Source organism: Microbacterium sp. NPDC087591 (genome assembly GCF_044743625.1).
Lineage (GTDB): Bacteria > Actinomycetota > Actinomycetes > Actinomycetales > Microbacteriaceae > Microbacterium.
Window position 1 is genome coordinate 477,294 of record NZ_JBIUWU010000002.1, and the last position, 21,901, is coordinate 499,194.

At 68.4% G+C, this 21,901-nt stretch carries 24 protein-coding genes; 17 read left to right on the top strand and 7 right to left on the bottom strand.

The window, feature by feature from the left end; translation table 11 throughout:
* The first annotated feature begins 17 nt into the window (after positions 1 to 17).
* From ACIOVG_RS12885 to ACIOVG_RS12905, 5 genes are all read left to right on the top strand, one after another.
* Positions 18 to 1,220 carry a PucR family transcriptional regulator gene (locus ACIOVG_RS12885; protein WP_400873934.1) on the top strand — a complete coding sequence of 401 codons (1,203 nt, stop codon included), beginning with the start codon at positions 18 to 20 and terminating at the stop codon, positions 1,218 to 1,220.
* Positions 1,221 to 1,317: 97 nt separating this feature from the next.
* Complete coding sequence (locus tag ACIOVG_RS12890) at positions 1,318 to 2,238, top strand: ACP S-malonyltransferase (RefSeq protein ID WP_400873937.1); 921 nt, start codon at positions 1,318 to 1,320, stop codon at positions 2,236 to 2,238.
* Entirely contained in the window at positions 2,235 to 3,236 is a 1,002-nt protein-coding gene (locus ACIOVG_RS12895) for a beta-ketoacyl-ACP synthase III (RefSeq protein ID WP_400873940.1), read from the top strand. The genes ACIOVG_RS12890 and ACIOVG_RS12895 overlap by 4 nt, the downstream gene beginning before the upstream one ends.
* Positions 3,237 to 3,304: 68 nt before the next feature.
* Positions 3,305 to 3,553 (top strand): acyl carrier protein, encoded by a 249-nt coding sequence (locus ACIOVG_RS12900; RefSeq protein WP_017830435.1) that lies wholly within the window; start codon positions 3,305 to 3,307, stop codon positions 3,551 to 3,553.
* 94 nt (positions 3,554 to 3,647) lie between these two features.
* A complete protein-coding gene (locus ACIOVG_RS12905; protein ID WP_400873943.1) occupies positions 3,648 to 4,886 on the top strand; it encodes a beta-ketoacyl-[acyl-carrier-protein] synthase family protein in 1,239 nt (412 codons plus the stop codon).
* Positions 4,887 to 4,948: 62 nt separating this feature from the next.
* Here the strand turns inward: ACIOVG_RS12905 and ACIOVG_RS12910 are convergent, their stop codons facing one another.
* On the bottom strand, positions 4,949 to 5,614 hold the full coding sequence (locus ACIOVG_RS12910) for a YitT family protein (RefSeq protein ID WP_400873946.1): 666 nt from the start codon (positions 5,612 to 5,614) through the stop codon (positions 4,949 to 4,951).
* A 95-nt stretch (positions 5,615 to 5,709) separates the two neighbouring features.
* Here ACIOVG_RS12910 and ACIOVG_RS12915 point away from each other — a divergent pair, with 95 nt between their 5' ends.
* Positions 5,710 to 7,113 (top strand): PLP-dependent aminotransferase family protein, encoded by a 1,404-nt coding sequence (locus tag ACIOVG_RS12915; RefSeq protein WP_400873949.1) that lies wholly within the window; start codon positions 5,710 to 5,712, stop codon positions 7,111 to 7,113.
* A gap of 161 nt (positions 7,114 to 7,274) precedes the next feature.
* On the opposite strand, the gene ACIOVG_RS12920 is transcribed toward ACIOVG_RS12915, so the two are convergent.
* Together ACIOVG_RS12920 and ACIOVG_RS12925 are read right to left on the bottom strand one after the other, a co-directional pair.
* Complete coding sequence (locus ACIOVG_RS12920) at positions 7,275 to 7,778, bottom strand: DUF3145 domain-containing protein (RefSeq protein WP_400873952.1); 504 nt, start codon at positions 7,776 to 7,778, stop codon at positions 7,275 to 7,277.
* A 207-nt stretch (positions 7,779 to 7,985) separates the two neighbouring features.
* The gene (locus ACIOVG_RS12925) at positions 7,986 to 8,759 is read right to left on the bottom strand and encodes a hypothetical protein (RefSeq protein ID WP_400873955.1); all 774 of its coding nucleotides are present in this window, start codon (positions 8,757 to 8,759) and stop codon (positions 7,986 to 7,988) included.
* Between the two features lie 175 nt (positions 8,760 to 8,934).
* On the opposite strand from ACIOVG_RS12925, the gene ACIOVG_RS12930 reads away from it, so the two are divergent.
* The 3 genes from ACIOVG_RS12930 to ACIOVG_RS12940 are packed head-to-tail and all read left to right on the top strand — an operon-like array spanning position 8,935 to position 12,582.
* Positions 8,935 to 10,947, top strand: a complete 2,013-nt coding sequence (locus ACIOVG_RS12930) for a DUF262 domain-containing protein (RefSeq protein WP_400873958.1) — start codon at positions 8,935 to 8,937, stop codon at positions 10,945 to 10,947.
* Positions 10,948 to 10,993: 46 nt separating this feature from the next.
* Entirely contained in the window at positions 10,994 to 12,241 is a 1,248-nt protein-coding gene (locus tag ACIOVG_RS12935) for an alpha/beta fold hydrolase (protein ID WP_400873960.1), read from the top strand.
* Between the two features lie 56 nt (positions 12,242 to 12,297).
* The gene (locus tag ACIOVG_RS12940) at positions 12,298 to 12,582 is read left to right on the top strand and encodes a hypothetical protein (protein ID WP_400873962.1); all 285 of its coding nucleotides are present in this window, start codon (positions 12,298 to 12,300) and stop codon (positions 12,580 to 12,582) included.
* Positions 12,583 to 12,830: 248 nt separating this feature from the next.
* Here the strand turns inward: ACIOVG_RS12940 and ACIOVG_RS12945 are convergent, their stop codons facing one another.
* The 3 genes from ACIOVG_RS12945 to glgA all read right to left on the bottom strand — a co-directional run bounded on the left by ACIOVG_RS12945 (position 12,831) and on the right by glgA (position 15,186).
* Positions 12,831 to 13,088 (bottom strand): type B 50S ribosomal protein L31, encoded by a 258-nt coding sequence (locus tag ACIOVG_RS12945; RefSeq protein WP_400873964.1) that lies wholly within the window; start codon positions 13,086 to 13,088, stop codon positions 12,831 to 12,833.
* 110 nt (positions 13,089 to 13,198) lie between these two features.
* Complete coding sequence (locus ACIOVG_RS12950; protein WP_400873966.1) at positions 13,199 to 13,984, bottom strand: ABC transporter ATP-binding protein; 786 nt, start codon at positions 13,982 to 13,984, stop codon at positions 13,199 to 13,201.
* A 17-nt stretch (positions 13,985 to 14,001) separates the two neighbouring features.
* A complete protein-coding gene (glgA, locus tag ACIOVG_RS12955; protein WP_400873968.1) occupies positions 14,002 to 15,186 on the bottom strand; it encodes a glycogen synthase in 1,185 nt (394 codons plus the stop codon).
* Positions 15,187 to 15,232: 46 nt separating this feature from the next.
* Between glgA and ACIOVG_RS12960 the strand changes: the two genes are divergently transcribed.
* The 4 genes from ACIOVG_RS12960 (at position 15,233) to ACIOVG_RS12975 (ending at position 18,883) form a co-directional block, all read left to right on the top strand.
* Positions 15,233 to 16,474 carry a glucose-1-phosphate adenylyltransferase gene (locus ACIOVG_RS12960; RefSeq protein ID WP_400873971.1) on the top strand — a complete coding sequence of 414 codons (1,242 nt, stop codon included), beginning with the start codon at positions 15,233 to 15,235 and terminating at the stop codon, positions 16,472 to 16,474.
* Between the two features lie 64 nt (positions 16,475 to 16,538).
* Complete coding sequence (gene serB / locus ACIOVG_RS12965) at positions 16,539 to 17,174, top strand: phosphoserine phosphatase SerB (RefSeq protein ID WP_400873974.1); 636 nt, start codon at positions 16,539 to 16,541, stop codon at positions 17,172 to 17,174.
* Between the two features lie 67 nt (positions 17,175 to 17,241).
* Complete coding sequence (locus ACIOVG_RS12970; protein WP_400873977.1) at positions 17,242 to 18,069, top strand: MerR family transcriptional regulator; 828 nt, start codon at positions 17,242 to 17,244, stop codon at positions 18,067 to 18,069.
* A 118-nt stretch (positions 18,070 to 18,187) separates the two neighbouring features.
* Positions 18,188 to 18,883 (top strand): alpha/beta fold hydrolase, encoded by a 696-nt coding sequence (locus tag ACIOVG_RS12975; protein WP_400873980.1) that lies wholly within the window; start codon positions 18,188 to 18,190, stop codon positions 18,881 to 18,883.
* Positions 18,884 to 18,946: 63 nt separating this feature from the next.
* On the opposite strand, the gene ACIOVG_RS12980 is transcribed toward ACIOVG_RS12975, so the two are convergent.
* Positions 18,947 to 19,657 carry a beta-ketoacyl-ACP reductase gene (locus ACIOVG_RS12980; protein ID WP_400873982.1) on the bottom strand — a complete coding sequence of 237 codons (711 nt, stop codon included), beginning with the start codon at positions 19,655 to 19,657 and terminating at the stop codon, positions 18,947 to 18,949.
* 142 nt (positions 19,658 to 19,799) lie between these two features.
* Between ACIOVG_RS12980 and ACIOVG_RS12985 the strand changes: the two genes are divergently transcribed.
* The 4 genes from ACIOVG_RS12985 to ACIOVG_RS13000 are packed head-to-tail and all read left to right on the top strand — an operon-like array spanning position 19,800 to position 21,892.
* The gene (locus ACIOVG_RS12985) at positions 19,800 to 20,486 is read left to right on the top strand and encodes a DUF4190 domain-containing protein (RefSeq protein ID WP_400873985.1); all 687 of its coding nucleotides are present in this window, start codon (positions 19,800 to 19,802) and stop codon (positions 20,484 to 20,486) included.
* A gap of 52 nt (positions 20,487 to 20,538) precedes the next feature.
* Positions 20,539 to 20,889 (top strand): DUF3099 domain-containing protein, encoded by a 351-nt coding sequence (locus ACIOVG_RS12990; protein ID WP_400873988.1) that lies wholly within the window; start codon positions 20,539 to 20,541, stop codon positions 20,887 to 20,889.
* A complete protein-coding gene (locus tag ACIOVG_RS12995; protein ID WP_247630294.1) occupies positions 20,886 to 21,080 on the top strand; it encodes a hypothetical protein in 195 nt (64 codons plus the stop codon). Before ACIOVG_RS12990 ends, ACIOVG_RS12995 begins: the two co-directional genes overlap by 4 nt.
* The gene (locus ACIOVG_RS13000) at positions 21,077 to 21,892 is read left to right on the top strand and encodes an SURF1 family protein (protein WP_400873992.1); all 816 of its coding nucleotides are present in this window, start codon (positions 21,077 to 21,079) and stop codon (positions 21,890 to 21,892) included. Before ACIOVG_RS12995 ends, ACIOVG_RS13000 begins: the two co-directional genes overlap by 4 nt.
* Positions 21,893 to 21,901 lie beyond the last annotated feature (9 nt).

Consider the following 21,901-nt stretch of genomic DNA (forward strand, 5'->3'; position numbering starts at 1 on the left):
GTTCTTCTCCTCGCGGAATGGACAAGACCGCGACGCTCACCTGGTTGCGCCGGATCTCCGGTGACATCGCCTCGGTGACGATCAAGCGGTTGGAGGACACTCTCCCCTGGTACGCCGACATGCCACCGGCCCGACGCTCCGCCGTCGGGCTGGTGGCTCAGGCCGGCATCACGTCGTTCATCCAGTGGTACGAAGACCCCACCTCGACCCCGTGGATCGCGGCGGACATCTTCGCCGCGGCTCCTCGGGAACTGTTGCGCAGCGTCAGCCTGCAGCAGACGCTGCAGCTGATCCGCGTGACGGTCGAGGTCACGGAGGAGCGCGTCGCCGGACGAGGCGACGACCTCCGCGAGGCGATACTGCTCTACTCGCGCGACGTCGCCTTCGCCGCCGCCGACGTCTACGCCCGAGCCGCCGAAGCCCGCGGGCTCTGGGACGCCCGGCTGGAAGCGCTCGTCGTCGACTCGATCCTCACCGGCGAAGCCGACGAGGAACTCCCCAGCCGCATCGCCGCCCTCGGCTGGCACGGCCACGGCGAGGTCGCGGTGCTGGTCGGCACGACTCCCCCGCAGTTCGACGTCGATCAGGTGCGCCGCACGGCCCGCAAGCTCGCGGTCGACGTGCTGATCGGCGTGCAGGGCTCCCGCCTGGTGCTGGTCCTCGGACGCGCCAGGATCGCCGGACAGGAAGACGAGGAAGACGAGGACGAGCTCGGCTTCCTCGAGATCGCCACGCGCCTCGAGCCGTCCTTCGGGCCCGGATACGTCGTGCTCGGCCCAGCGGTCGCCGCGCTGGTCGATGCGAGCCAGAGTGCGCGTGCGGCACTGGCCGGCTTCGCTGTCGCCCGCGCCTGGCGCAGTGCTCCGCGTCCGGTCGAGGCCGACGATCTGCTGCCCGAGCGCGCTCTCGCCGGAGACCCGTTGGCGAAGCAGACGCTGATCGAGCGGATCTTCCGCCCTCTGCAGGCCCACTCGACCGATCTGGTGACCACGCTGTGGAGCTACCTCGACAATGGCCGCTCCCTGGAGGCCACCGCTCGCGAGCTGTTCGTGCACCCCAACACGGTGCGCTACCGGCTCAAGCGGGTCAGCGAGGTCATCGGCTGGGACGCCACCGGACCGCGCGAAGCGCTCATCCTGCAGACCGCGCTGATCCTCGGATCGATCGGCGCTGCGGAACAGGGGCGTCGACGCCCGGCTCTGCGGCGCCCGACCCGCTGAGTCCGCACACGGGCGCTGTGCGCCACACACAAGGGTTTCACGCAATCTTGTGATGGATCATCCACCACTCACGCGCAATCGTTGGCAGACTGGACTGGTGATTGTCGTCGTCTGCCCTGGTCAGGGCTCGCAGACCCCCGGTTTCCTCTCCCCTTGGCTGGAGCTCGACGGTGTGGCTGATCGCCTCGCCGCGTACTCCGAGGCCGCGGAGGTCGATCTCCACGCGCACGGCACCGTCTCGGATGCCGACACGATCCGCGACACACGTGTCGCTCAGCCGTTGATCGTCGCCGCGTCGCTCATCGCCGCAGACGCCATCCGCGCGCGCGGCGGCCGCACTGCTGACGGCATCGCAGGCCACTCGGTGGGTGAGATCGCGGCCCTGGTCGGCAGCGGTGTCATCGACGCCGAGACCGGAATGCGCCTCGTCGGCATCCGCGGACGCGCGATGGCCGATGCCGCGGCGCAGACCCCCACGGGCATGAGCGCGGTCCTGGGCGGTGACGAGGAGCTCATCCTGGCCCGCCTCGCCGAGCTCGAACTCTCGCCGGCCAACTACAACGGCGGCGGCCAGCTCGTCGTCGCAGGTTCCCTCCCCGCGCTGGCCGCGCTGGCCGAGGAACCGGTCAAGGGCTCGCGCGTGATCCCCCTGCAGGTCGCCGGCGCATTCCACACCGGCTACATGGCCTCCGCCGTCGCCGCCCTGCGCGACGCGGTCGCCTCCGTGACTCCTGCCGACCCGCAGATCACCCTGTGGACGAATCGCGACGGCTCCGTCGTCTCCGACGGCGCACAGGCGCTCTCGTACCTGGTCGACCAGGTCTCCTCACCCGTGCGCTGGGACAAGTGCATGTCGTCGTTCGCCGAGCACGGCATCACCGGCCTCATCGAGCTGGCTCCGGCCGGCGCGCTGACCGGTCTCGCCAAGCGCGGCCTGCGCGGCGTCCCGACCGTCGCCGTCAAAACCCCCGAAGACCTCGACGCAGCCGTCGCGCTGCTGAACGGAGAAGCCGCATGAGCGCCACCCTGACCCAGATCACGGGCCCCGCCTACACGCGCATCTACTCCTATGGCGCGGCGCGGGGCGAGAACTTCGTGCCGAACGACGATCTGATCGGCCCGATCGACTCGAGCGACGAGTGGATCCGTCAGCGCACGGGCATCATCACCCGGGTCCGCGCCGACAAGGACACCGACGCGATCGACCTCGCCGCCATCGCCGGCGCAGAGGCCATCGAGAAGTCCGGCGTCCCCGCCGACCAGATCGATCTGGTGATCGTGGCCACCATCAGCAACCCGAAGCAGTCCCCGTCGGTCTCGGCGATCGTCGCCGACCGCGTGGGCGCCAACCCCGCAGCCGCATACGACGTCAACGCCGCGTGCGCCGGATACTCCTACGCTGTCGCCCAGGCGGATGCGCTGATCCGTGCCGGAGCGGCCCGCTACGCGCTCGTGATCGGCGCGGAGAAGCTGTCCGACGTGGTCGACCCCGCCGACCGGAGCATCTCCTTCCTCCTCGGCGACGGCGCCGGTGCAGCCGTGATCGGCCCGAGCGACACGCCCGGCATCTCCCCTGCTGTGTGGGGATCCGACGGCTCGAAGGCCGACGCGGTGGGTATGAACGGGACCCTGACGCAGTTCCGCGACGGCGAGGTGCCGTGGCCGACGCTCCGACAGGAGGGTCAGACCGTGTTCCGCTGGGCGGTGTGGGAGATGGCGAAAGTCGCCCGTGAGGCTCTCGACAAGGCCGGCGTCGAGCCGACCGACATCGCCGCGTTCATCCCGCACCAGGCGAACATGCGCATCATCGACGAGTTCGCCAAACAGCTCAAGCTGCCAGAGACCACCGTGATCGCGCGTGACATCGAGACGACCGGCAACACCTCAGCCGCCTCGATCCCGCTCGCCAGCCACCGCCTGATGGCCGAGCACCCCGAGCTCTCGGGCGGCCTGGCACTGCAGATCGGCTTCGGCGCGGGTCTCGTGTTCGCCGCTCAGGTCGTCGTCCTCCCCTGAGAACGACCCGACCTTCCCTAGACTGTTCCACGGTTCCGAATACAACCCGCAAGAAAGAGGAAGACCACATGGCTTTCACCAACGATGAGGTCCTCGCAGGCCTCGCAGAGCTGATCACCGACGAGACCGGCATCAACGCTTCCGAGGTCGCCCTCGAGAAGTCGTTCACGGACGACCTCGACATCGACTCGATCTCGATGATGACCATCGTCGTCAACGCCGAGGAGAAGTTCGGCGTCACCATCCCCGACGACGAGGTCAAGAACCTGAAGACCGTCGGCGACGCCGTCAGCTTCATCGTCGCAGGCCAGGAGTAATCCACGCAGGATGCCACCCCCGCATCTGCGGGGCGTGGCATCCTCCGCCTTGCCCGCCACCCGCTCGAATCACCGCTCGACAAGGAACCACACCATGACCAAGCGCATCGTCGTCACCGGCATCGGCGCCACTTCCGCCATCGGCGGTACCGCTCCGGAGAACTGGGCCAACCTGCTCGCAGGCATGTCCGGAACCCGCACACTCGAGCACGACTGGGTGCAGCAGTATGAGCTGCCCGTCACCTTCGCCGCCGAGGCCATCGTGCGCCCCGAAGAGGTCCTGCCGCGCCACGAGGCGAAGCGGCTCGACCCCTCGTCGCAGTTCGCCCTCATCGCCGCGCGCGAAGCGTGGGCGGATGCCGGCTCCCCCGAAGTCGAGCCCGAGCGCCTCGGCGTCGACTTCGCCACCGGGATCGGCGGACTCTGGACGCTCCTCGACGCGTGGGACACCCTGCGCGAGAAGGGTCCGCGCCGCGTCATGCCGCTGACCGTGCCGATGCTGATGGCCAACGCCGCCGCCGGCAACCTGTCGCTCCAGTTCCAGGCCCGCGCCTACGCGCAGACCGTCGTGAGCGCCTGCGCCTCGAGCACCGAGTCGCTCATCCACGCTTTCCACCACCTGCAGGACGGCCTCGCCGATGTCGTGATCGCCGGTGGCACGGAGTCCGCGATCCACCCCATCACGATGGCCTCGTTCTCCTCGGCGCAGGCGCTGTCGCGTCGCAACGACGACCCGGCCACGGCGTCCCGCCCCGGCGCGATCGACCGTGACGGCTTCGTCATGGGTGAAGGCGCCGCCGCACTCATCCTCGAGACCGAGGAGCACGCCAAGGCGCGCGGCGCGAAGATCTACGCCTACCTGATCGGCGGCGGCATCACCGCCGACTCATACCACATCACCGGGAACGACCCCGAGGGCACAGGAGCCGCACGTGCGGTGACGCAGGCCCTCGAGGAAGCCGGGGTCACCCCCGACCAGGTCACGCACATCAACGCGCACGCCACGTCGACCCCGGTGGGCGACCCGAACGAGTACGTCGCCCTCAAGCGCGTGTTCGGCGAGCGTCTCAGCGAGATCCCCGTGTCGGCGACCAAGGCCTCCACCGGCCATCTGCTGGGAGGCACCGGCGCGCTCGAAGCGATCTTCTCGATCCTCGCGCTGCGCGACCGCGTCGCCCCGCCGACGATCAACATGACCGAACCCGATCCCGCCGTGCCGTTCCGCCTCTCGGGCGAGCCCACGCCGCTCGGCGACGGACCGCAGATCGCGATCAGCAACTCGTTCGGCTTCGGCGGGCACAACGCCGTCGTCGCGTTCGCCAGCGTCGACTGACGATCACACGGAAGAGGCCCTCGGAGCTGCTGCTCCGGGGGCCTCTTCCGTGGTGCCGAACGCTACGCCACCGGCGTGCGCTCGAGCCGATGCGAACGCGCCTCGCGGAGCTTCGTGATCCGCGGCAGGAACCATCCGACCAGGGGCCCGACTCCCAGCGCGAAGAGCACGGTGCCGACGCCCACCGGGCCGCCGAGCACGAAACCGACGACGAGCACGCTGCCCTCGATGAGGGTGCGCACGAACCAGACCGGCCATCCGGTGCGACGTACCAGACCCGTCATCAGCCCGTCCCGCGGTCCCGGTCCGAAGTTCGCCGCGATGTAGAGGCCGGTCGCAAAGGCCAGCAGCACCAGTCCGAGCAGGAACATCGGAGCACCCACCCAGAGCGACGGCGGCGCGGGGATGACGGCGAGGGTCAGGTCGGCGCTCGGACCGATCAGCAGCGCATTGAGGAGTGTGCCGAGTCCGACACGCTGACGCAGCGGGATCCACAGCAGCAGCACCACGACCGCCACGAGATTCGTCACCATCCCGTAGCCGAGCCCGGACTGCCCTGCGACGCCGAGTGCGAGCACGTCCCAGGGCGAGACGCCGATGCCGCCGCGAACCATCAGGCCCATCGCGACCCCGTACAGGAGCAACCCCAGGATGAGCTGCACGGCGCGCTCGGCCAGGTCCCGGCGGCTGGTCGCGACGATGGGCAGGAAGAGGGAACGAAGGTGCATCCCTCCATGGTGGCTGCCGAGCACGGGTCGCACCCCAGTCCACTCTGCGAGAAGTGGCCTCGCTGAGCCAGTCCACTTTGCGGCATCCTGGAGACATGACCTCTCGACTCGTCGCACACCTCGGAGCGCAGAACGTCGCCGGTGCGACGGCGACGGCACTGGCCGGCCACATCCGCGCCCTGATCCTCGACGGCCGCCTCACGGTCGGAGAGCGGCTGCCCAGCGAGCGGTCACTGGCTCTCGAGCTGCGCCGATCGAGGTCCACGATCACCCGCGTGTACGGGATCCTCGAATCGGACGGCTACGTGACCCGTCTGCACGGTGGCAGCACCCGTGTGACGCTCCCCCGCACCCCGCTGGAGCCGGACGCGCCGGAGCAGGAGTCCGCGATCGACCTGTCGATCGCCTCGATGGACTCGACCCCTGGCCTGTACGACGCCACCGTGCGGTCGCTGCCGCGCCTGGCCGCGCTGCGGGGCACCAGCGGCTACTCGCTGCGCGGCCTCCCCGAACTGCGCGACGCCGTGGCCCGACGATTCACGCAGCGAGGTGTGGAGACCTCGGCCGATGAGATCATCATCACCTCCGGCGCCCTGAACGCCCTCAACCTCGTGCTCGCCACGATCGGACGACGCGGAGAGCGCGCACTCGTCGAACAGCCGACCTTCCCGCATGCACTGGAGGCGCTGCACCGCCACGGCTATCGGATGCTGCCCACGCCGGTCGACGTCGACGGATGGGACGCACGACACCTGACGGGGGTCCTGCTCGCCGACCGGCCGCAGCTGGCGTACCTGATCCCCGACTTCCACAACCCCACGGGCGCGACACTGCCGGACCTCGAGCGCGAGCGCATCGCGACCACGGCTCGCAGCGTCGGCACGCTCCTGATCGTGGACGAGACGACCGCGGAACTCGACATCGATCGGGGGTGGGCTCCGCGGCCGATGGCGGCGTACAGCCCGCACGTGATCACCGTCGGATCGATGTCGAAGATCGCCTGGGGCGGCATGCGCCTCGGTTGGATCCGCGCGGAGGCCTCGCTCATCACGCGACTGCTCGCGATCCGGCCCAGCTTCGAACTCGGCACGGCGCTCCTGGAGCAGTGCATCGCCGTGGAGCTGCTGTCGGAGATGCCGGCGCTCACCACTCACGTCCGCGAGCGCCTTCGCGCGGGCCGAGCCGCCGTCGCCACCGGACTCGAGGGTATCGACGGCGTCCGGATGCCGCAGACCGCAGGCGGGCTGTCCGTCTGGGTCGACCTCGGCGCGCCGGTGTCGACACGACTCTCGCTCGCGGCGCGCGATCGCGATCTCCTTCTACCGCCAGGGCCGCGCTTCACCACGGGCGGCGTCCTGGAACGGCGACTGCGGATCCCGATCACCCTGCCGCCCGACCGTACGGCCGCGGCGATGGACCGGCTGCGGCTCGCCTGGGACGACCTCCACGGCGGAGCCGTCCCTCGACCGGAGGAGCTTTCGCGGACGGCGGTGATCTGAGGCGATGCGCTGCCTCCGCGCAGACGAGGACCCCGTCGCTGTCTCCAGGGGCGGGGTCCTCGTCATGTGGAGCGGGGAAACGTCTTCTCAGCGTCCGGGATGAATCACCGGCATCCGATACTCACGCCTCCCCCGCTCCAGGTCTGTGTCGTGGTCGCGAACTAGCCGACCTTGTGGAGCCAGACGACACGCGCATCGTCGCTGGCGTGGCGGAAGGGCTCGAGCTCTTCGTCCCAGGCGGAACCGAGGGCGATGTCCAGCTCGCGCTGCAGCTCGACGGCGCTCCCCGCCGCGATCTCCATCGCGTAGCGGATGCGGTCCTCGCCGATCACGATGTTGCCGGCCGCATCGGTCTGCGCATAGTGGATGCCGAGATCCGGGGTGTGCAGCCAGCGTCCGCCGTCGCTGCGCGGCGTCGGATCCTCCGTCACCTCGAATCGGAGGTGCTCCCACCCGCGGATCGCGGTGGCGAGAGCTGCGCCGGTGCCGACCGGACCATCCCAGTAGAACTCCGCACGGCGAGCACCGTCGAGCACCGGCTGGTCAGTCCAGTCGAAGTTCACCGCACGCCCGATAGCGCGACCCACCGCCCACTCAAGGTGCGGGCAGAGCGCGCGAGGCGCAGAGTGGATGTACACCACTCCGCGTGCGTAAGCCGTCGCCATGATCTCTCCGTTTCATCAGGTGCGTCTTCCCCAACGACCTGAACCACGAAGTGGCGAGAATATGCGGTTGTGGGCCCATTCTCGCCCACTCACGAGGAAATCACAAGCATGTAGTTCCGACGACGAAGGCCCCGGTCGCGGGACCGGGGCCTTCGTACTGCGGTGTGCTCAGCGGCCAAACGGTCGGAGCAGACGATTCGGTGCGGCTCAGGCCTCGCTCATCGCCTGCTTCACCTGCTGGCCCTTGGCCGCGTAGTAGGCGGCGCGTGCGGCGTCCTTGCGGGCCTGCTCGGCGTAGCCGTGCTCCAGCACGTCCTGAGCGACCTCGTAGTTGGGGACGTCATCGGTGCCGTGGTACTTCTCGATGTAGGCGTCGAGCTCGGGACCGGAGGTCCACGAGGTGATGAGGCAGTAGCGCGGCTCGTCACCGTTGTGGGTCGCGGCGTGCCACAGACGCTGGGTGTCGACGATGAGCTGGGCTCCGGCCGGAAGCGCGATGCGGTACTCGATGCTCGGGTCGGTGCGGTTCTCACGCAGGACGAAGTAGCTGTCCTTGTCGTCGGTCAGGTTGAAGAACCCGCGCACGACCCAACCGGTGCCGTCCGGGTTCAGACGGTTGTTGTCGTCCTGGTGGAGGTTGTAGAGGCAGTCGCCATAGGGCGTGGGCTGCAGCTCGATCACACGGCAGCGGCCGACGTTCGCGCCTGGCTCCTGCGCGCGACGCGTCAGATTCGGGGCCTTCTCGGTCTGCGAGTCGATCCAGACGCCGTCCTTGTCGGTGCGCGGCGGCTTGTGGTTCCAGAAGCCGTTGCACTCGATGTCGCCGAAGGCACTGGCGAGCGGAGCGAACCGGGTGTCACCCGACGACTTCCAGTCGTTGTACTCGATGTCGAGCCACTCCTTGGGGTCGAGCTCCTGGTCGTAGCTGTCGAGGACGACGAAGCCCTTTTCCTCGAGTGCAGCGGATTTGATGTATCCCATGATCTAGGTCATGTCCTTTCATCGGGGGCCAGCACGTTTTAACAGGCCCTGATAAGGCAAGCCTAACAGCGCCCCCTGTGCGCCCCTCCGAGGGCCGCCGTGAATAACCGAATAGACTGAATCGGGCGCCCGGCGAGTCCTCGGTGCCGGCGCTACGGGAGGACGAGACACCAGCATGAGCACCGCCACCAACGTCGAGGCGACAGCAGTCAACACGATCGAGTGGCTCGCAGCAGGTTCCACCACCATCGTCGTCCCCGTGTATCAGCGTCAGTATCGCTGGGACATCGGCGGATGCGAACGACTGCTCTCGGATGTGCGCGCCGTAGCCGCGGAAGACGATGCCCACCGGCATTTCATCGGCTCGATCCTCTCCGCCCATGATTCGGCTGACGGCTCAGCACCCGACAGCGACCTGATCCTCATCGACGGCCAGCAGCGCATCACCACCCTGATGCTCCTGATTGCCGCGCTGCATCACGCCGTGCGGGATTCAGACCCCGTGCTCGCGGCAGACCTGGAACGTGTGCTGGTCCGACAGGACGACCCGACCCGCACCAAGCTGCGTCCGCACGACGCCTGGGCGGAGCTGTACGAGTCCGTGGTGCTGGATCGCCGCGGGGACGCGGATCGCGAATCGCGGTTCGACGACAACTACGCCTTCTTCCGCAGCCAGATCCACGCGGAGGAGGCGCCGTCGGTCTGGCGGGGTCTGCAGAAGCTCGAGCACGTGTCGATCACGCTCGGCGCCGAGGCGAACGCGCAGCAGATCTTCGAGAGCCTCAACTCCACGGGCGAACCGCTGCGCGATCACGAGCTGATCCACAACTACATCCTGATGGGCCTCACCCACTCGGAGCAGCTCGACGTCGAGGCGCGGTTCTGGTTGCCGATCGAGCGGCACACCGGCGAGGCGATCGGCGCCTTCTGGCGCCACTATCTCGTCATGACCACGGGCCGCGAACTGGCCGCGAACGGCGAGCACGGCGTGTACAGCGCATTCCGACAGTCGTTCCCGCACGTCGATGTCGCCCACCTCCAGGCGCACGCCGAGATCTGGCGACACCATGCCGAGATCTACGGCATCCTGCTCGATCCGTCGCGGGAGCGAGATCCCGAGATCGCTCGTCAGCTGCGGTACGTCAACACCTTCGGGCGCGCGGCCTATCCGCTGGTGCTGAGCGTGTACAGCGACTACTCCCGCGGCATCGTCGGGCGGGATGAGCTCATCGAGACGCTCGACTGGATCCAGGCGCTCTACCTCCGCCGCACACTGGTGAACCTCCCCACGGAGCGGTTGATCGCACGGCTCTGCCGAGCCCGGGAGCAGGGTCGCGATGCGCTCGCGCGCGCACTCGCCCGCATCACCCCGTCCGACGAGCGTGTGAGCGCTGTGCTGAAGTACAGCGAACTACCCCACGCCGCTTATGTGCTCAGCCGACTGCAGGGCGTGGATGACACTGACGGCTTCGACATCGAGCACATCGTCCCCCCGGTTCCCGGCGACGCCTGGTCCGGCGACGGCGTACGGACGTGGAGCGAGTACAGCGACGATGAGCAGAACAGCCACCGCGCGCTGGCCCCGACGCTGGGAAACCTGACGCTTCTCGAGCAGCCGCTCACCGAGCGCGTGTTCGGCGCCTCCTTTCCGGAGAAGCGCGCGGACGCGTATGCGCGCAGCGGGGTGCCAGCGACCCGCGATCTCGAGAGCGTCCCCCGGTGGGACACCGCGGCCATCACGAGCCGCACCGTGCGCCTCACCGCAGACCTGCTGCGGATCTGGGCGCGACCGGCTCTCCCCGAGATCGACGACGATGGGCTGACCCCGATCCTGGATGCCGTGCGCAGACGCGGCTGGCCGGCGGGGTGGGAGCGCGAGTTCGACTACGTGGAGTATCGCGGCGAACGGTGGGAGGTGTACGACGTCAAGCACCTCTTCAATCGCGTGTTCCGACGCGCGTGGACCGACACACGTGCTGCCGCCGTCAGCTACTGCGCGACGCATGGCGGGCCGATCTACGACGCGATGGCGTGGAAGGGCCAGTGGGATGCTCTGGACGACTCGCACTTCCTCTACATGGGCTGGGATTCCAACTACATGATGAACGCCGTGCAGGGTGTGCTGGACGAATCGGGCATCGCCGCCGAGGTGTTCGTCAAGTACTCCTACATCGGCAACGTGATGTAGTCGAGGCGACCTGCGGATGCGGCGGCTCGGACGCTAGGCTCGACGGGTGAGCACCGTTGTCCGTCATCTGCTGGATCTGACCGTCGAAGAGCACACGCTCACCGTTCCCCTGGTCTGGGGTGATCCCTCGGATGGACGCACGATCGACATCTTCGCCGCCGTCGTCTCGCGCGAGGGCGGGGAGTCGCTCCCTTACCTGGTGTTCCTGCAGGGAGGCCCAGGACACGAGGCGCCGCGTCCGTTCCACCGCTCCACGGCGCCGGCGTGGCTCGACGAGGCGCTCGCACACTACCGCCTCGTCCTGCTCGACCAACGCGGCACCGGGCGCTCCACGCCGGTCGGCGACACCGACCTGGAACGCGGTGCGGCCGCGGTCGCCGAACACCTGACCCACCTGCGCGCCGATGCCATCGTCCGCGACTGCGAGGCGATGCGTGCGCACCTCGGTGCCGACACGTGGAGCGTGCTCGGACAGTCGTTCGGCGGCTTCACGACGCTCGCCTACCTCTCCACAGACGGCTCCTCGCTCGCCGACGTCTACATCACGGGTGGACTCAGTGCGGTCGGCCGGCATCCGGACGACGTCTACGCCCTCTGCTACGACAAGATGCGCAGCGCGTCGGAGCAGTACTACCGGCGCTTCCCCGAGCACCGGGACGTGATGCGTGGCCTCGTCGACCTCGCGGATGCCGGCGAGATCGTGCTTCCGGACGGCGAGATCGTGTCACCCTCGCGGCTGCGGTCGGTCGGCTCGGCGCTCGGCACGGACAACGGCTGGCAGACCGTATGGTCACTGCTGGAGCGCGATCCGGCCTCGAACGCGTTCCGGTACGATCTCATGCACGCGATGCCCTACGACGGTCGCAATCCGCTGTACTTCGCGTTCCACGAGTCCAGCTACGCCGACGGCCACGCGACGCGATGGTCGGCAGAGCGCACCGAACCAGCGGACTTCCGCGATGACGTCACGCTCTTCACCGGCGAGCACATCCGCCGCGAATGGACCGAGACGGTGCCGGCGTTCCAGCCCTGGCGAGAGGTCGCACTCGAACTGGCGGAGTTCGAGTGGCCGCAGATCTACGACGCGGCGGCCATCGCGGCATCCGGCGCCACCGGCGCCGCTGCGGTCTACGTCAACGACGTCTACGTGCCGGTGGAGTTCTCTCTCGAGACGGCCCGTCTGCTCCCTGGGGTTCAGCTCTGGGTGACCAGCGAACACGAGCACAACGGCCTCCGCTCCGGGCCGGTGCTGAGCCGACTGATCGACCTCGCTCAGGGGCGCCGCATCCGCTGACCACGATCCCCCGCGAGGGGGATGTCGTGCGCAGAACGGCGGCCTATCCTGGCCACATGCGCGATGTCCTGGGCTGGGCGACCGTGATCGGGGTGCTGATCACGGGTCCCGGCCTGCTCATCTTCGGCCTGATGCACACCTTCTCGCGGAAACCGGTGGAGCAGAAGTACGAGGGGCTCAGCTCCGGCGGGCTCGGCGGCGCTTTCGACGCCATCTGGTCTCCTTCGGCGCACGAAGCGGGGATGGAACGAGACCGCCAGACGCAGCGCACCGCGCCGGCGCCCGCCCCCGGCGACCCGCCGAGTCCGATCGCCGATGGGCGCATCACCCTCGACCTCTGACGGCCCGACTCCGACGAGGCAGAGGCCGCCCTGAGCGGTCCATCGGCATGCAGTGGTCGCGAACTGCCGCCTCCGGCGTGGCAAAGCAGCCATTCCTGACGGCTTTCGATGCGCGGGGGACGCAGATGGTCGCATAGACAGACGGGAAGCGACCGGATGCGACGCGTGCTCGTCGAGCACACGATGCGTGCCGAGAGACGACGAAGGCCCCGCACTCCGAGGAGTGCGGGGCCTTCGTGTGACGGACCTCAGCTGGAGGAGCCGCCGAAGCCCTTGAAGCGCTGGTTGAACTTCTCGACGCGACCGGCCGAGTCCATGATGCGCTGCTTGCCCGTGTAGAACGGGTGCGAGGCAGAGGAGATCTCGACATCGATGACGGGGTACTCCACGCCGTCCAGCTCGATGGTCTTGTCGCTCGTGACGGTGGAGCGGGTGAGGAAGGTCTCGCCCGAACCGAGGTCACGGAAAACGATGGCCCGGTACTCGGGGTGGATGTCAGTCTTCATGGGATTCCTTAGTTGCTGCCCTGGATTGTGCCAGGGACGAGGGAAGTCTGCGGTGCAGAGAGCACCAAGGATCGATTCTAACAGTACTTCGACGCGCTCAGTAACCCGAGTCAGGATGCGGCGCGAGCGGCGTAGCGGCCGTCTTCGCTGCTCAGCACGATCGGCATGCCGAAGGCTTCGGTGAGGGCCTCGGCCGTCAGGGTCTCCGCGATCGGACCAGCGGCGACCACTCGGCCTTCGCGCAGCAGCATCACGTGCGTGAACCCCACCGGGATCTCCTCCACGTGATGGGTGACCATGAGCATCGCCGGGGTGGTCGGCGCCGACGCATAGCCGCTGAGCAGCGCGAGCAGCTCTTCCCGTGAGCCCAGATCGAGCGAGGCGGTCGGCTCGTCCAGCAGCAGCAGTTCGGGATCGGTCATGACGGCGCGGGCGATCTGCACCCGCTTCTGCTCGCCGTCGCTGAGGGTGCCGAAGGTGCGCTCGGCCAGGTGTGCAAGACGCCATTCGCCGAGCACGCGCAGCGCACGGCGCTCGTCGATGTCCTCGTAGCTCTCGTTCCAGCGTCCGAGCACGGAGTAGGCGGCGGTGAGCACCGTGTTCAGCACGGTTTCGTCGCGGGGAACGCGCTTGGCCATGGCGGAGGACGCGAATCCGATGCGCGGGCGCACCTCGAAGACGTCCGTGCGCCCCAGGGCCTCCCCCAGCACCGAGACGGTACCGGCGGTCGGATGCATGAGTGTGTCGGCGAGCTGGAGCAGCGTGGTCTTTCCTGCACCGTTGGGTCCGAGGATCACCCACCGCTGATCGTCCGCGACCTGCCAGGTCACGTGATCGATGATGTTGCGCCCCTCGCGGCGCACGACGACGTCGGTGAATTCCAGGGCGCTCGACATGCCTCCAGCCTATCGGCTCAGCTGGCGAGCTCCGCGTACAGCGCGCGCGTCGTGTCGGCGATCGCACCCCAGCTGAACTCCTGCCGTGCACGCTCCCGACCCGCTGCTCCGTACTCTCGGGCGCGCGCGGGATCGGACGTGACCTCGGTCATCACGGCGGCGAGATCCGCGACGTATCGCTCGGGGTCCACCGGCGTACCGGTGCCGTCTTGCACCTGCTCGATCGGGACAAGTCGACCGGTGACATGGTCGGCGACGACTTCGGGGATGCCGCCCGTCGCGGTACCGACGACTGCGGCGCCGCAGGCCATGGCCTCGAGGTTCACGATGCCCAGCGGCTCGTAGACAGACGGGCAGACGAATGTGGTGGCTGCGGTCAGGATCGCCGACAGCTCATCACGCGGCAGCATCCTCTCGATCCAGATGACGCCGTCGCGCGTCTGCTGCAGAAGGCGCACGCCCTCCTGCACTTCTGCCATGATCTCCGGGGTGTCAGGAGCTCCGGCACACAGGACGAGCTGGACCTCGGGTGGGAGCAGACGCGCAGCCTGGAGCAGATAGGGCAGACCCTTCTGCCGGGTGATACGCCCGACGAAGACGACGGATGGCCGCTGCGGGTCCATCCCCACCGATTGCAGGAAGGCGTCGTCGTGCACCGGGCGCCAGCGCTCGACATCGATGCCGTTGTGGATCACGCGGACCTTGGCCGGATCGACCTGCGGGTAGCTGCGCAGGATGTCCGCGCGCATGCCGGCACTGACCGCGATCACCGCGGCGGCGTTCTCGTACGCGAGCTTCTCGATGCCGCTGGAGACGGCGTAGCCGCCGCCGAGCTGCTCCGCCTTCCAAGGCCGCAGCGGTTCCAGGCTGTGCGCCGTGAGCACGTGCGGGATGCCGTGCAGCTGCGAGGCCAGGTGACCGGCGAAGTTCGCATACCAGGTGTGGCTGTGCACGATGTCCGCGTCGGCGATCGCCGAGACGATCTCCAGATCGGTGCCCAGAGTCTGCAGCGCTGCGTTCGCCGAGGCGAGTTCGGCAGGTGCGCGATACGCGAAGGTGCCCTCCTCATCGCGGGGTGCACCGAAGGCGCGGACACGCACGTCGATGCTCTCGCGCAACGCCGTGACGAGCTCCGCGACGTGCACTCCGGCACCACCGTAGATCTCCGGCGGATACTCCTTCGTGATCATTTCAACTCGCATGTCTGAACGCTAGTACAGCGAGCCGGATCGCATCTATGGTGGAGCCATGTCCGCTCCAAAGAAGGTCTTCGGGATCATCCTCGCCGGTGGCGAGGGCAAGCGCCTCATGCCCCTCACGGGCGACCGTGCCAAACCGGCAGTGCCGTTCGGCGGACAGTACCGATTGATCGATTTCGCCATCTCGAACCTCATCAACTCCGGCCTCCGTCAGGTCGTCGTGCTGACGCAGTACAAGTCGCACAGCCTCGACCGACACATCTCGCAGACCTGGCGCATGTCCGCCCTGCTCGACTCCTATGTGACGTCCGTGCCGGCGCAGCAGCGTCTCGGAAAGCGGTGGTTCTCCGGATCCGCCGACGCGATCCTGCAGAGCATGAACCTGATCAACGATGAGAAGCCCGACATCGTCGTCGTGATCGGCGCCGACCACGTCTACCGCATGGACTTCCGCCAGATGCTCGAGGCGCACATCGCATCCGGAGCGAAGGCCACGGTGGCCGGCATCCGCCAGCCGCTCGCGCTCGCCTCGCAGTTCGGCGTGATCGACGCAGACCCCAGCACCGGGCGCATCAAGCAGTTCCTGGAGAAGCCGACCGATGCCGCCGGACTCGAGGACTCGCCGCACGAGGTGCTCGCCTCGATGGGTAACTACATCTTCGACGCGGATGCGCTGATCGCCGCGGTCGAGGCCGACGGCGAGTCCCCCACATCCGGTCATGACATGGGTGGCGACATCGTCCCCTACTTCGTCGACCGCGGTGAGGCCGGCTACTACGACATGAAGCAGAACGAGGTCCCCGGTTCGTCCCCGCGCGATCGCTCCTACTGGCGGGACGTGGGGACGATCGATTCGTTCTACGACGCGCACCGCGACCTGATCTCGACCCTGCCGATCTTCAACCTCTACAACATGGAGTGGCCGATCCACTCGCAGGCGGTCAACTCACCGCCTGCGAAGTTCGTGCGCGACTCGGTCGGGCGCATAGGGAATGCGATCGACTCCATCGTGTCGCTGGGCTCGGTGCTCTCCGGCACCCATCTGGAGCGCAGCGTCGTCGGCCCTTGGACGCTCGCCGGTGGCGGATCGACGATCACGGACTCCGTGGTCTTCGATCACGTGCAGGTGGGGGCAGGGTCGCGCGTGCACAGGGCGATCCTCGACAAGAACGTCGTGCTGGCCGATGGGGCGACCGTCGGCGTCGATCGTGAACGTGATCTGGCCCGGGGCTTCACCGTCACCGAGTCGGGCATCACGGTGGTCGGCAAGGGCGTGTTCATCGAGCGCTGAGGATTCGAGCGCTCGCGCGTCACGCGGTCTCTCGCAGGCCGGTGCGGTCGCTAGGCTCATTCGCGTGACTGCTGCGCGCTTCCTCGTCGTCCTCGATGCCGATTCCACCCTCATCCGCAACGAGGTGATCGAGTTGCTCGCCGATGAGGCGGGACGGCGCGACGAGGTGCAGGCCGCCACGGAGGCGGCGATGCGCGGCGAGGTCGACTTCTCCACCAGCCTGCGCTCGCGCGTCGGCGCCCTGCGCGGTGTCCCGGTGGAGGCGTTCGCCCGGGTGCTCGGCCGGATCGAACCCACCCCCGGCGTGCGAGAGCTCACGGCGGCTGTGCACGAACGCGGCGGAGTCGTGGGCGTTGTGTCGGGCGGGTTCCACGAGATCCTCGATTCCGTCGCTCCCGATCTCGGCGTCGACCGATGGCGGGCGAATCGCCTGCAGGTGGCGGACGGCGCCCTGAGCGGTGAGGTCGACGGACCGATCGTCGACGGCGCGGCCAAGGCGGCATCGCTGCAGGAGTGGGCGGCGGAGCTCGGCGTCCCCGCCCACGCCACGATCGCGATCGGAGACGGCGCGAACGACCTCGCCATGATGGCCGTCGCCGGCCTGGGACTCGCGTTCAACGCGAAGCCGGCCGTGCGCGCGGCCGCAAGCCTCGTCATCGGTCCGCAGGACCTGTCGCAGGTCATCCCGCTGCTGCCATAGTCCTGGTCGCGCGACGCGCGCGACCAGGAGTTGACTCTCACACGGTGTCAGGCGCGAGCATGGGTTCATGGCCGAGACCTGGAACCTCATGACGATCGGTCGATTCAGTTCCCTGAGTCGACTGTCGGTGCGGATGCTGCGCCACTACGACGCGCACGGCGTGCTGGTGCCCGCCGACATCGACCCCGCCAGCGGGTACCGCAGGTACTCCGTGGACCAGCTGGTCGATGCGATCGACATCCGCAACCTCCGCGATGTCGGGTTCGGCGTCTCCGCCATCGGCGCGCTCCTCGCCGCCCGCGGCACCCCGGCTTGGCTCCACGCGTTGCGACTGCAGCGCGAGAGCCTCGTCGAGGAGCAGCGCGCAGCCCAGGGACGGGTAACCCTCATCAATCGATTGCTCGAACCAGGAGACAACACCATGTCGATCACCATCCACCGGACCACCATCCCCGCCATGACCGTCGTCGCTCTCCGCGGCACCGTTCCGACCTATGCCGATGAGCATCTGCTGTGGGACCGGATGCTGCCGCTGCTCGATACCGGCTCGATCACCCCCCTCGGCCCGTGCGGCGTGATCGAGCACGACGAGCAGTTCACCGAACGCGACGTGGATCTGTCGATCTTCTTCCCGGTCGCGCCGGGAACTCCTGCCGCGTCGCCGCTCGAGGTGCATGAGCTGCCCGAGCGCGACTGCCTCGTCGCTCGCGTGGAGGGATCGTACGGTCAGATCACCGAGGCGCACGACAGGATCGGCGCCCGTCTCATCGCCGATGGCCTGTCCGTAGGAAGCGACGGGACGCTCGCGGGCAAGGCCTTCAACCGGTATCTGGTCACTCCCTCGGAAGCCGATGAGGACGGCCTGCTGACCGAGGTCTGCGTGCCGCTCGCCTGAGGCCGGCTCCCCGGCTCAGCGGGTGCCTTCCTGCGGGCCGGCCGTCGTGCGACGGTCGGCCCGCAGACCCTCGTCACGCGCCCTCGCGAATGTCGGAGGGCCGGGCTACCGTCTACTCATGGACATCATCCTGATCCCCGGACTCTGGCTCGACGCATCCAGTTGGGACGAGGTGATCCCCGGGCTCGAAGCCGCGGGGCATCGCGTGCACCCTCTGACGATGCCGGGCGTCGGAGCCCCGGCTTCCGAGTCCGCCGACATCGGCATCGCCGACTGGGTCGATGCTGCGGTTCAGGTCGTCGACTCCCTGCCCGATGCCTGTGTCGTGGTCGGACACAGCGGCGGCGGTAACGTGGCGTGGGGCGTCGCCGATGCACGCCCCGACCGTGTCGCGCGCGTGATCTTCGTCGACACGGCGCCTCCGCCTCCCGGGTTCGACATCAGCGAGTTCCCCGTGCACGACGGTGTCGTCCCGTTCCCCGGCTGGGACCACTTCCCCGACGAAGACGTGCACGACCTCGACCGCAAGACCCGCGAGCGTACGGCACCGTTGACGTCCAGCGTGCCCGCACGTGTGCCGACGGATCCGATCGCACTGGAGAACCGCGCACGCTACGACGTGCCGGTGACACTGCTCATGGGCGGGCTCGATCAGGACGCGTTCACAGCCGAGATCGATCAGTGGGAACCGTTCGCGGCTGAGTTCCATGCCATCACCGACGCGGAGGTCGTCCGCATCGGGTCAGCGCACTGGCCGCAGTTCTCCGTGCCCTCGCGGCTGACCGAGCTCCTCAACGCCGCTGTCGCACGCTGAGGCACCGCTCTCCGGCGCTGAGACGCCGGTGTCCGGCTGCGGTGATACGGCGCTGGCGCGGGGTCAGTGTCCCATGCCGAGACCACCGTCGACGGGGATGACCGCGCCGGAGATGTAACCGGCATCGTCACCGGCGAGCCAGGTCACGACACCCGCGACCTCGTCCGGAGTGGCGAAACGCCCAGCCGGGATGTTGGCCTTGTACTGCTTCTGGGTCTCTTCCGGCAGCTCCGCCGTCATGTCGGTCTCGATGAATCCGGGGGCCACGACATTCGCGGTGATCCCTCGTCCGCCGAGCTCACGGGTCAGCGAGCGGGCGAAACCGACGAGAGCGCTCTTGGAGGCCGAGTAGTTGACCTGACCGGCGGAGCCGTAGAGGCCGACGACGCTGGAGATGAGGATGACACGTCCGAAACGGGCGCGCAGCATGCCCTTCGACGCACGCTTGACCACACGGAACGTACCGCCCAGGTTCGTCGCGACCACGCTGTCGAAGTCGTCCTCGGTCATCCGGAGCAGGAGCGTGTCCTTGGTGATTCCCGCGTTCGCGACCACGATCTCGACCGGGCCGAGCTGCTGCTCCACCTCGGTGAACGCCGCATCGAGCGCGGCGGCGTCTGTGACATCAGCGCGCACGGTCAGCGTCCCCTCCGGCCCTTCGCCGCTGCGCGCCGTGACGGCGACACGGTAGCCGTCACGCACGAAGCGCTCCGCGATCGCGCGGCCGATGCCGCGGTTGCCTCCGGTGACGAGGACGACGCGCTGAGCACTCATGGGGGACACTCCTGATCTGGCTTGAGGGGCGGCGGAAGAGCCGACAACGATCCTATCCACCCGTCCCCCGCTCAGTGCCCTGCGAGAGGTTTGACAGATACGTGCCGTGCTGAAACGCTGAACGGGACGAAAGGGCACCACCATGAGCGACGACAGCACTCCCTCCTCCGCAGGCGAGCAGCCGCTCGCTCCGCCGGCTCCCCCTGCTCCGCCCGCGCCTCCCGCCGCCTACCCGGCAGCACCGCCCGCGTATCCCGCGGCACCCGCCACTCCCGCTGCGGCGCCGGTGTACCCGACGACAGCACCGCCCGCCGCTCCCGCGCCCATCCAGGCCTACCCCGGCGCCGCACCCACGTACGGACAGGCCCCAGCCGCACCGACATACGGCGCGGCCGCCTATCCGACCGCTCCCGGGTACCCGAGCGCACCGCAGCAGCCCGGCTACAGTGCACCCGGCGCGCAGCCCGGCTACAGTGCACCCGGCGCGCAGCCCGGCCCGTACCCGGCGTACGGGTCACCGGCATATCCGGTCGCCCCTGCCCGCCCGACGAGCGGACTCGCAATCTCCTCGCTCATCTGCGCGATCGTGAGCGTCGTCTTCAGCTGGCTCGCGTTTCCGATGCTCGCCGCGATCGCCGCCGTGATCACCGGGCACATGGCTCTGAAGCAGACCAGGAACAACCCCGCGATCGGGGGCCGGGGCGTGGCATTCGCCGGCCTCATCATCGGCTACATCATGCTGGGCTTCCTCGCGCTGGGAGTCGTCATGACGATCATCGGCTTCGTGGCCTTCGGGGCTTTCACACTGCCCTTCCTCTACAACTCCTGAACATCCTCATCGGCACGCCGCGAGGCCGGCACCGGCGTAGGCTGGAGGCATCGTGAAGAGCAAGCGCGCCGTTCCCGCTGTCACCTCCCTGCCGCAGTCGCCGCAGGCCGAGGGCGACCATCGAGTGCGCCGCTACGCCCTCACCATGACGATCCGCATCATCTGCTTCGGACTGATGGTGTTCGTCCAGCCGTACGGCTGGTATACCTGGATCTTCGCGATCGCCGCGGCCGTGCTCCCCTACATCGCAGTGGTGTTCGCGAATGCCGGCAGCGACAGCACCGAGACGACGGCGGAGTCCCCCATGCGGGAGGTCGAGGCGCCGCGCCCCGTCGTCGCGCCGCTCGATGAGGCGGGCCCCGCGGTGTTCCGCATCGACGAGAGCCGGCGGGACGAGTCGTGACCGAGATCGAATGCTCGCGTGCCGGTTGCCGGAACGCGGCGACGCACCATGTCGTGTGGCGCAACCCCCGCATCCACCCTGTCGACCGCGAGAAGATCTGGCTCGCGTGCGATGAGCATGTCGCATTCCTGCATGACTACCTCGCCGCACGAGACTTCCCCGTCGCCGTACGAGAAGGCGTTCCTGCATGAGTCGACGGATGATGCGGTGGTGCGTGTACGTGCTCATCGCGATCGGTTTCGCCATCGCGTGTGTGTTCCTGTCGAACTGGCAGTTCGACCGCAACGAGACGCGCTCCGAGCAGATCGCGCTCGTGGAGCAGAACTACGACGCCGATCCCGTGCCCCTCGCCGATCTCATCGGGGCCGACGGGGAGCTGTCCCCCGGCGACGAGTGGCACCCGGTGATCCTTCGCGGCGAGTACCTGACGGATCAGCAACTCCTGGTGCGCAACCGGCCGCACGGCGGAACGAGCGCCTTCGAGGTGCTGGTTCCCTTCCGAGACGCCGACGGCCGTGTGTTCATCGTCGACCGCGGCTGGGTCCCACCCGGCGACGGCGACTCCCCCGACTCGGTGGCGAGCCCCCCGTCCGGCGAGGCGGAGGTCATCGTCCGGCTGCGTCCGAGCGAGCAGCTCCCCGCTTCGGGTCGGGGTGCCCCTGAGGGCCAGGTACCCACGATCAACCTCCCGACGGTCGCGAAGCTCGTCGACGGCGACGTGATCACCGGCGCCTACGGACAGCTGATCAGTGAGGATCCCGCAGCGGCGAACGCTCTGGGCGGTTTCTCGTCCCCCACCGACGACCCGGGGCCTCACCTGTCGTACGCGATCCAGTGGATCCTGTTCGCCATCATGGGCTTCGTCTTCATCGGGTACATCATCCGCACCGAGATCGTGAAGCATCGCGAAGAGGTCGAGGGCGTGCCGGCACCGGTGAAGAAGTCGCGTCGCCGCGACAAGGACGCCGACGTCGAGGACGAACTCCTCGACGCGAACGTCTGATCCGCCCCG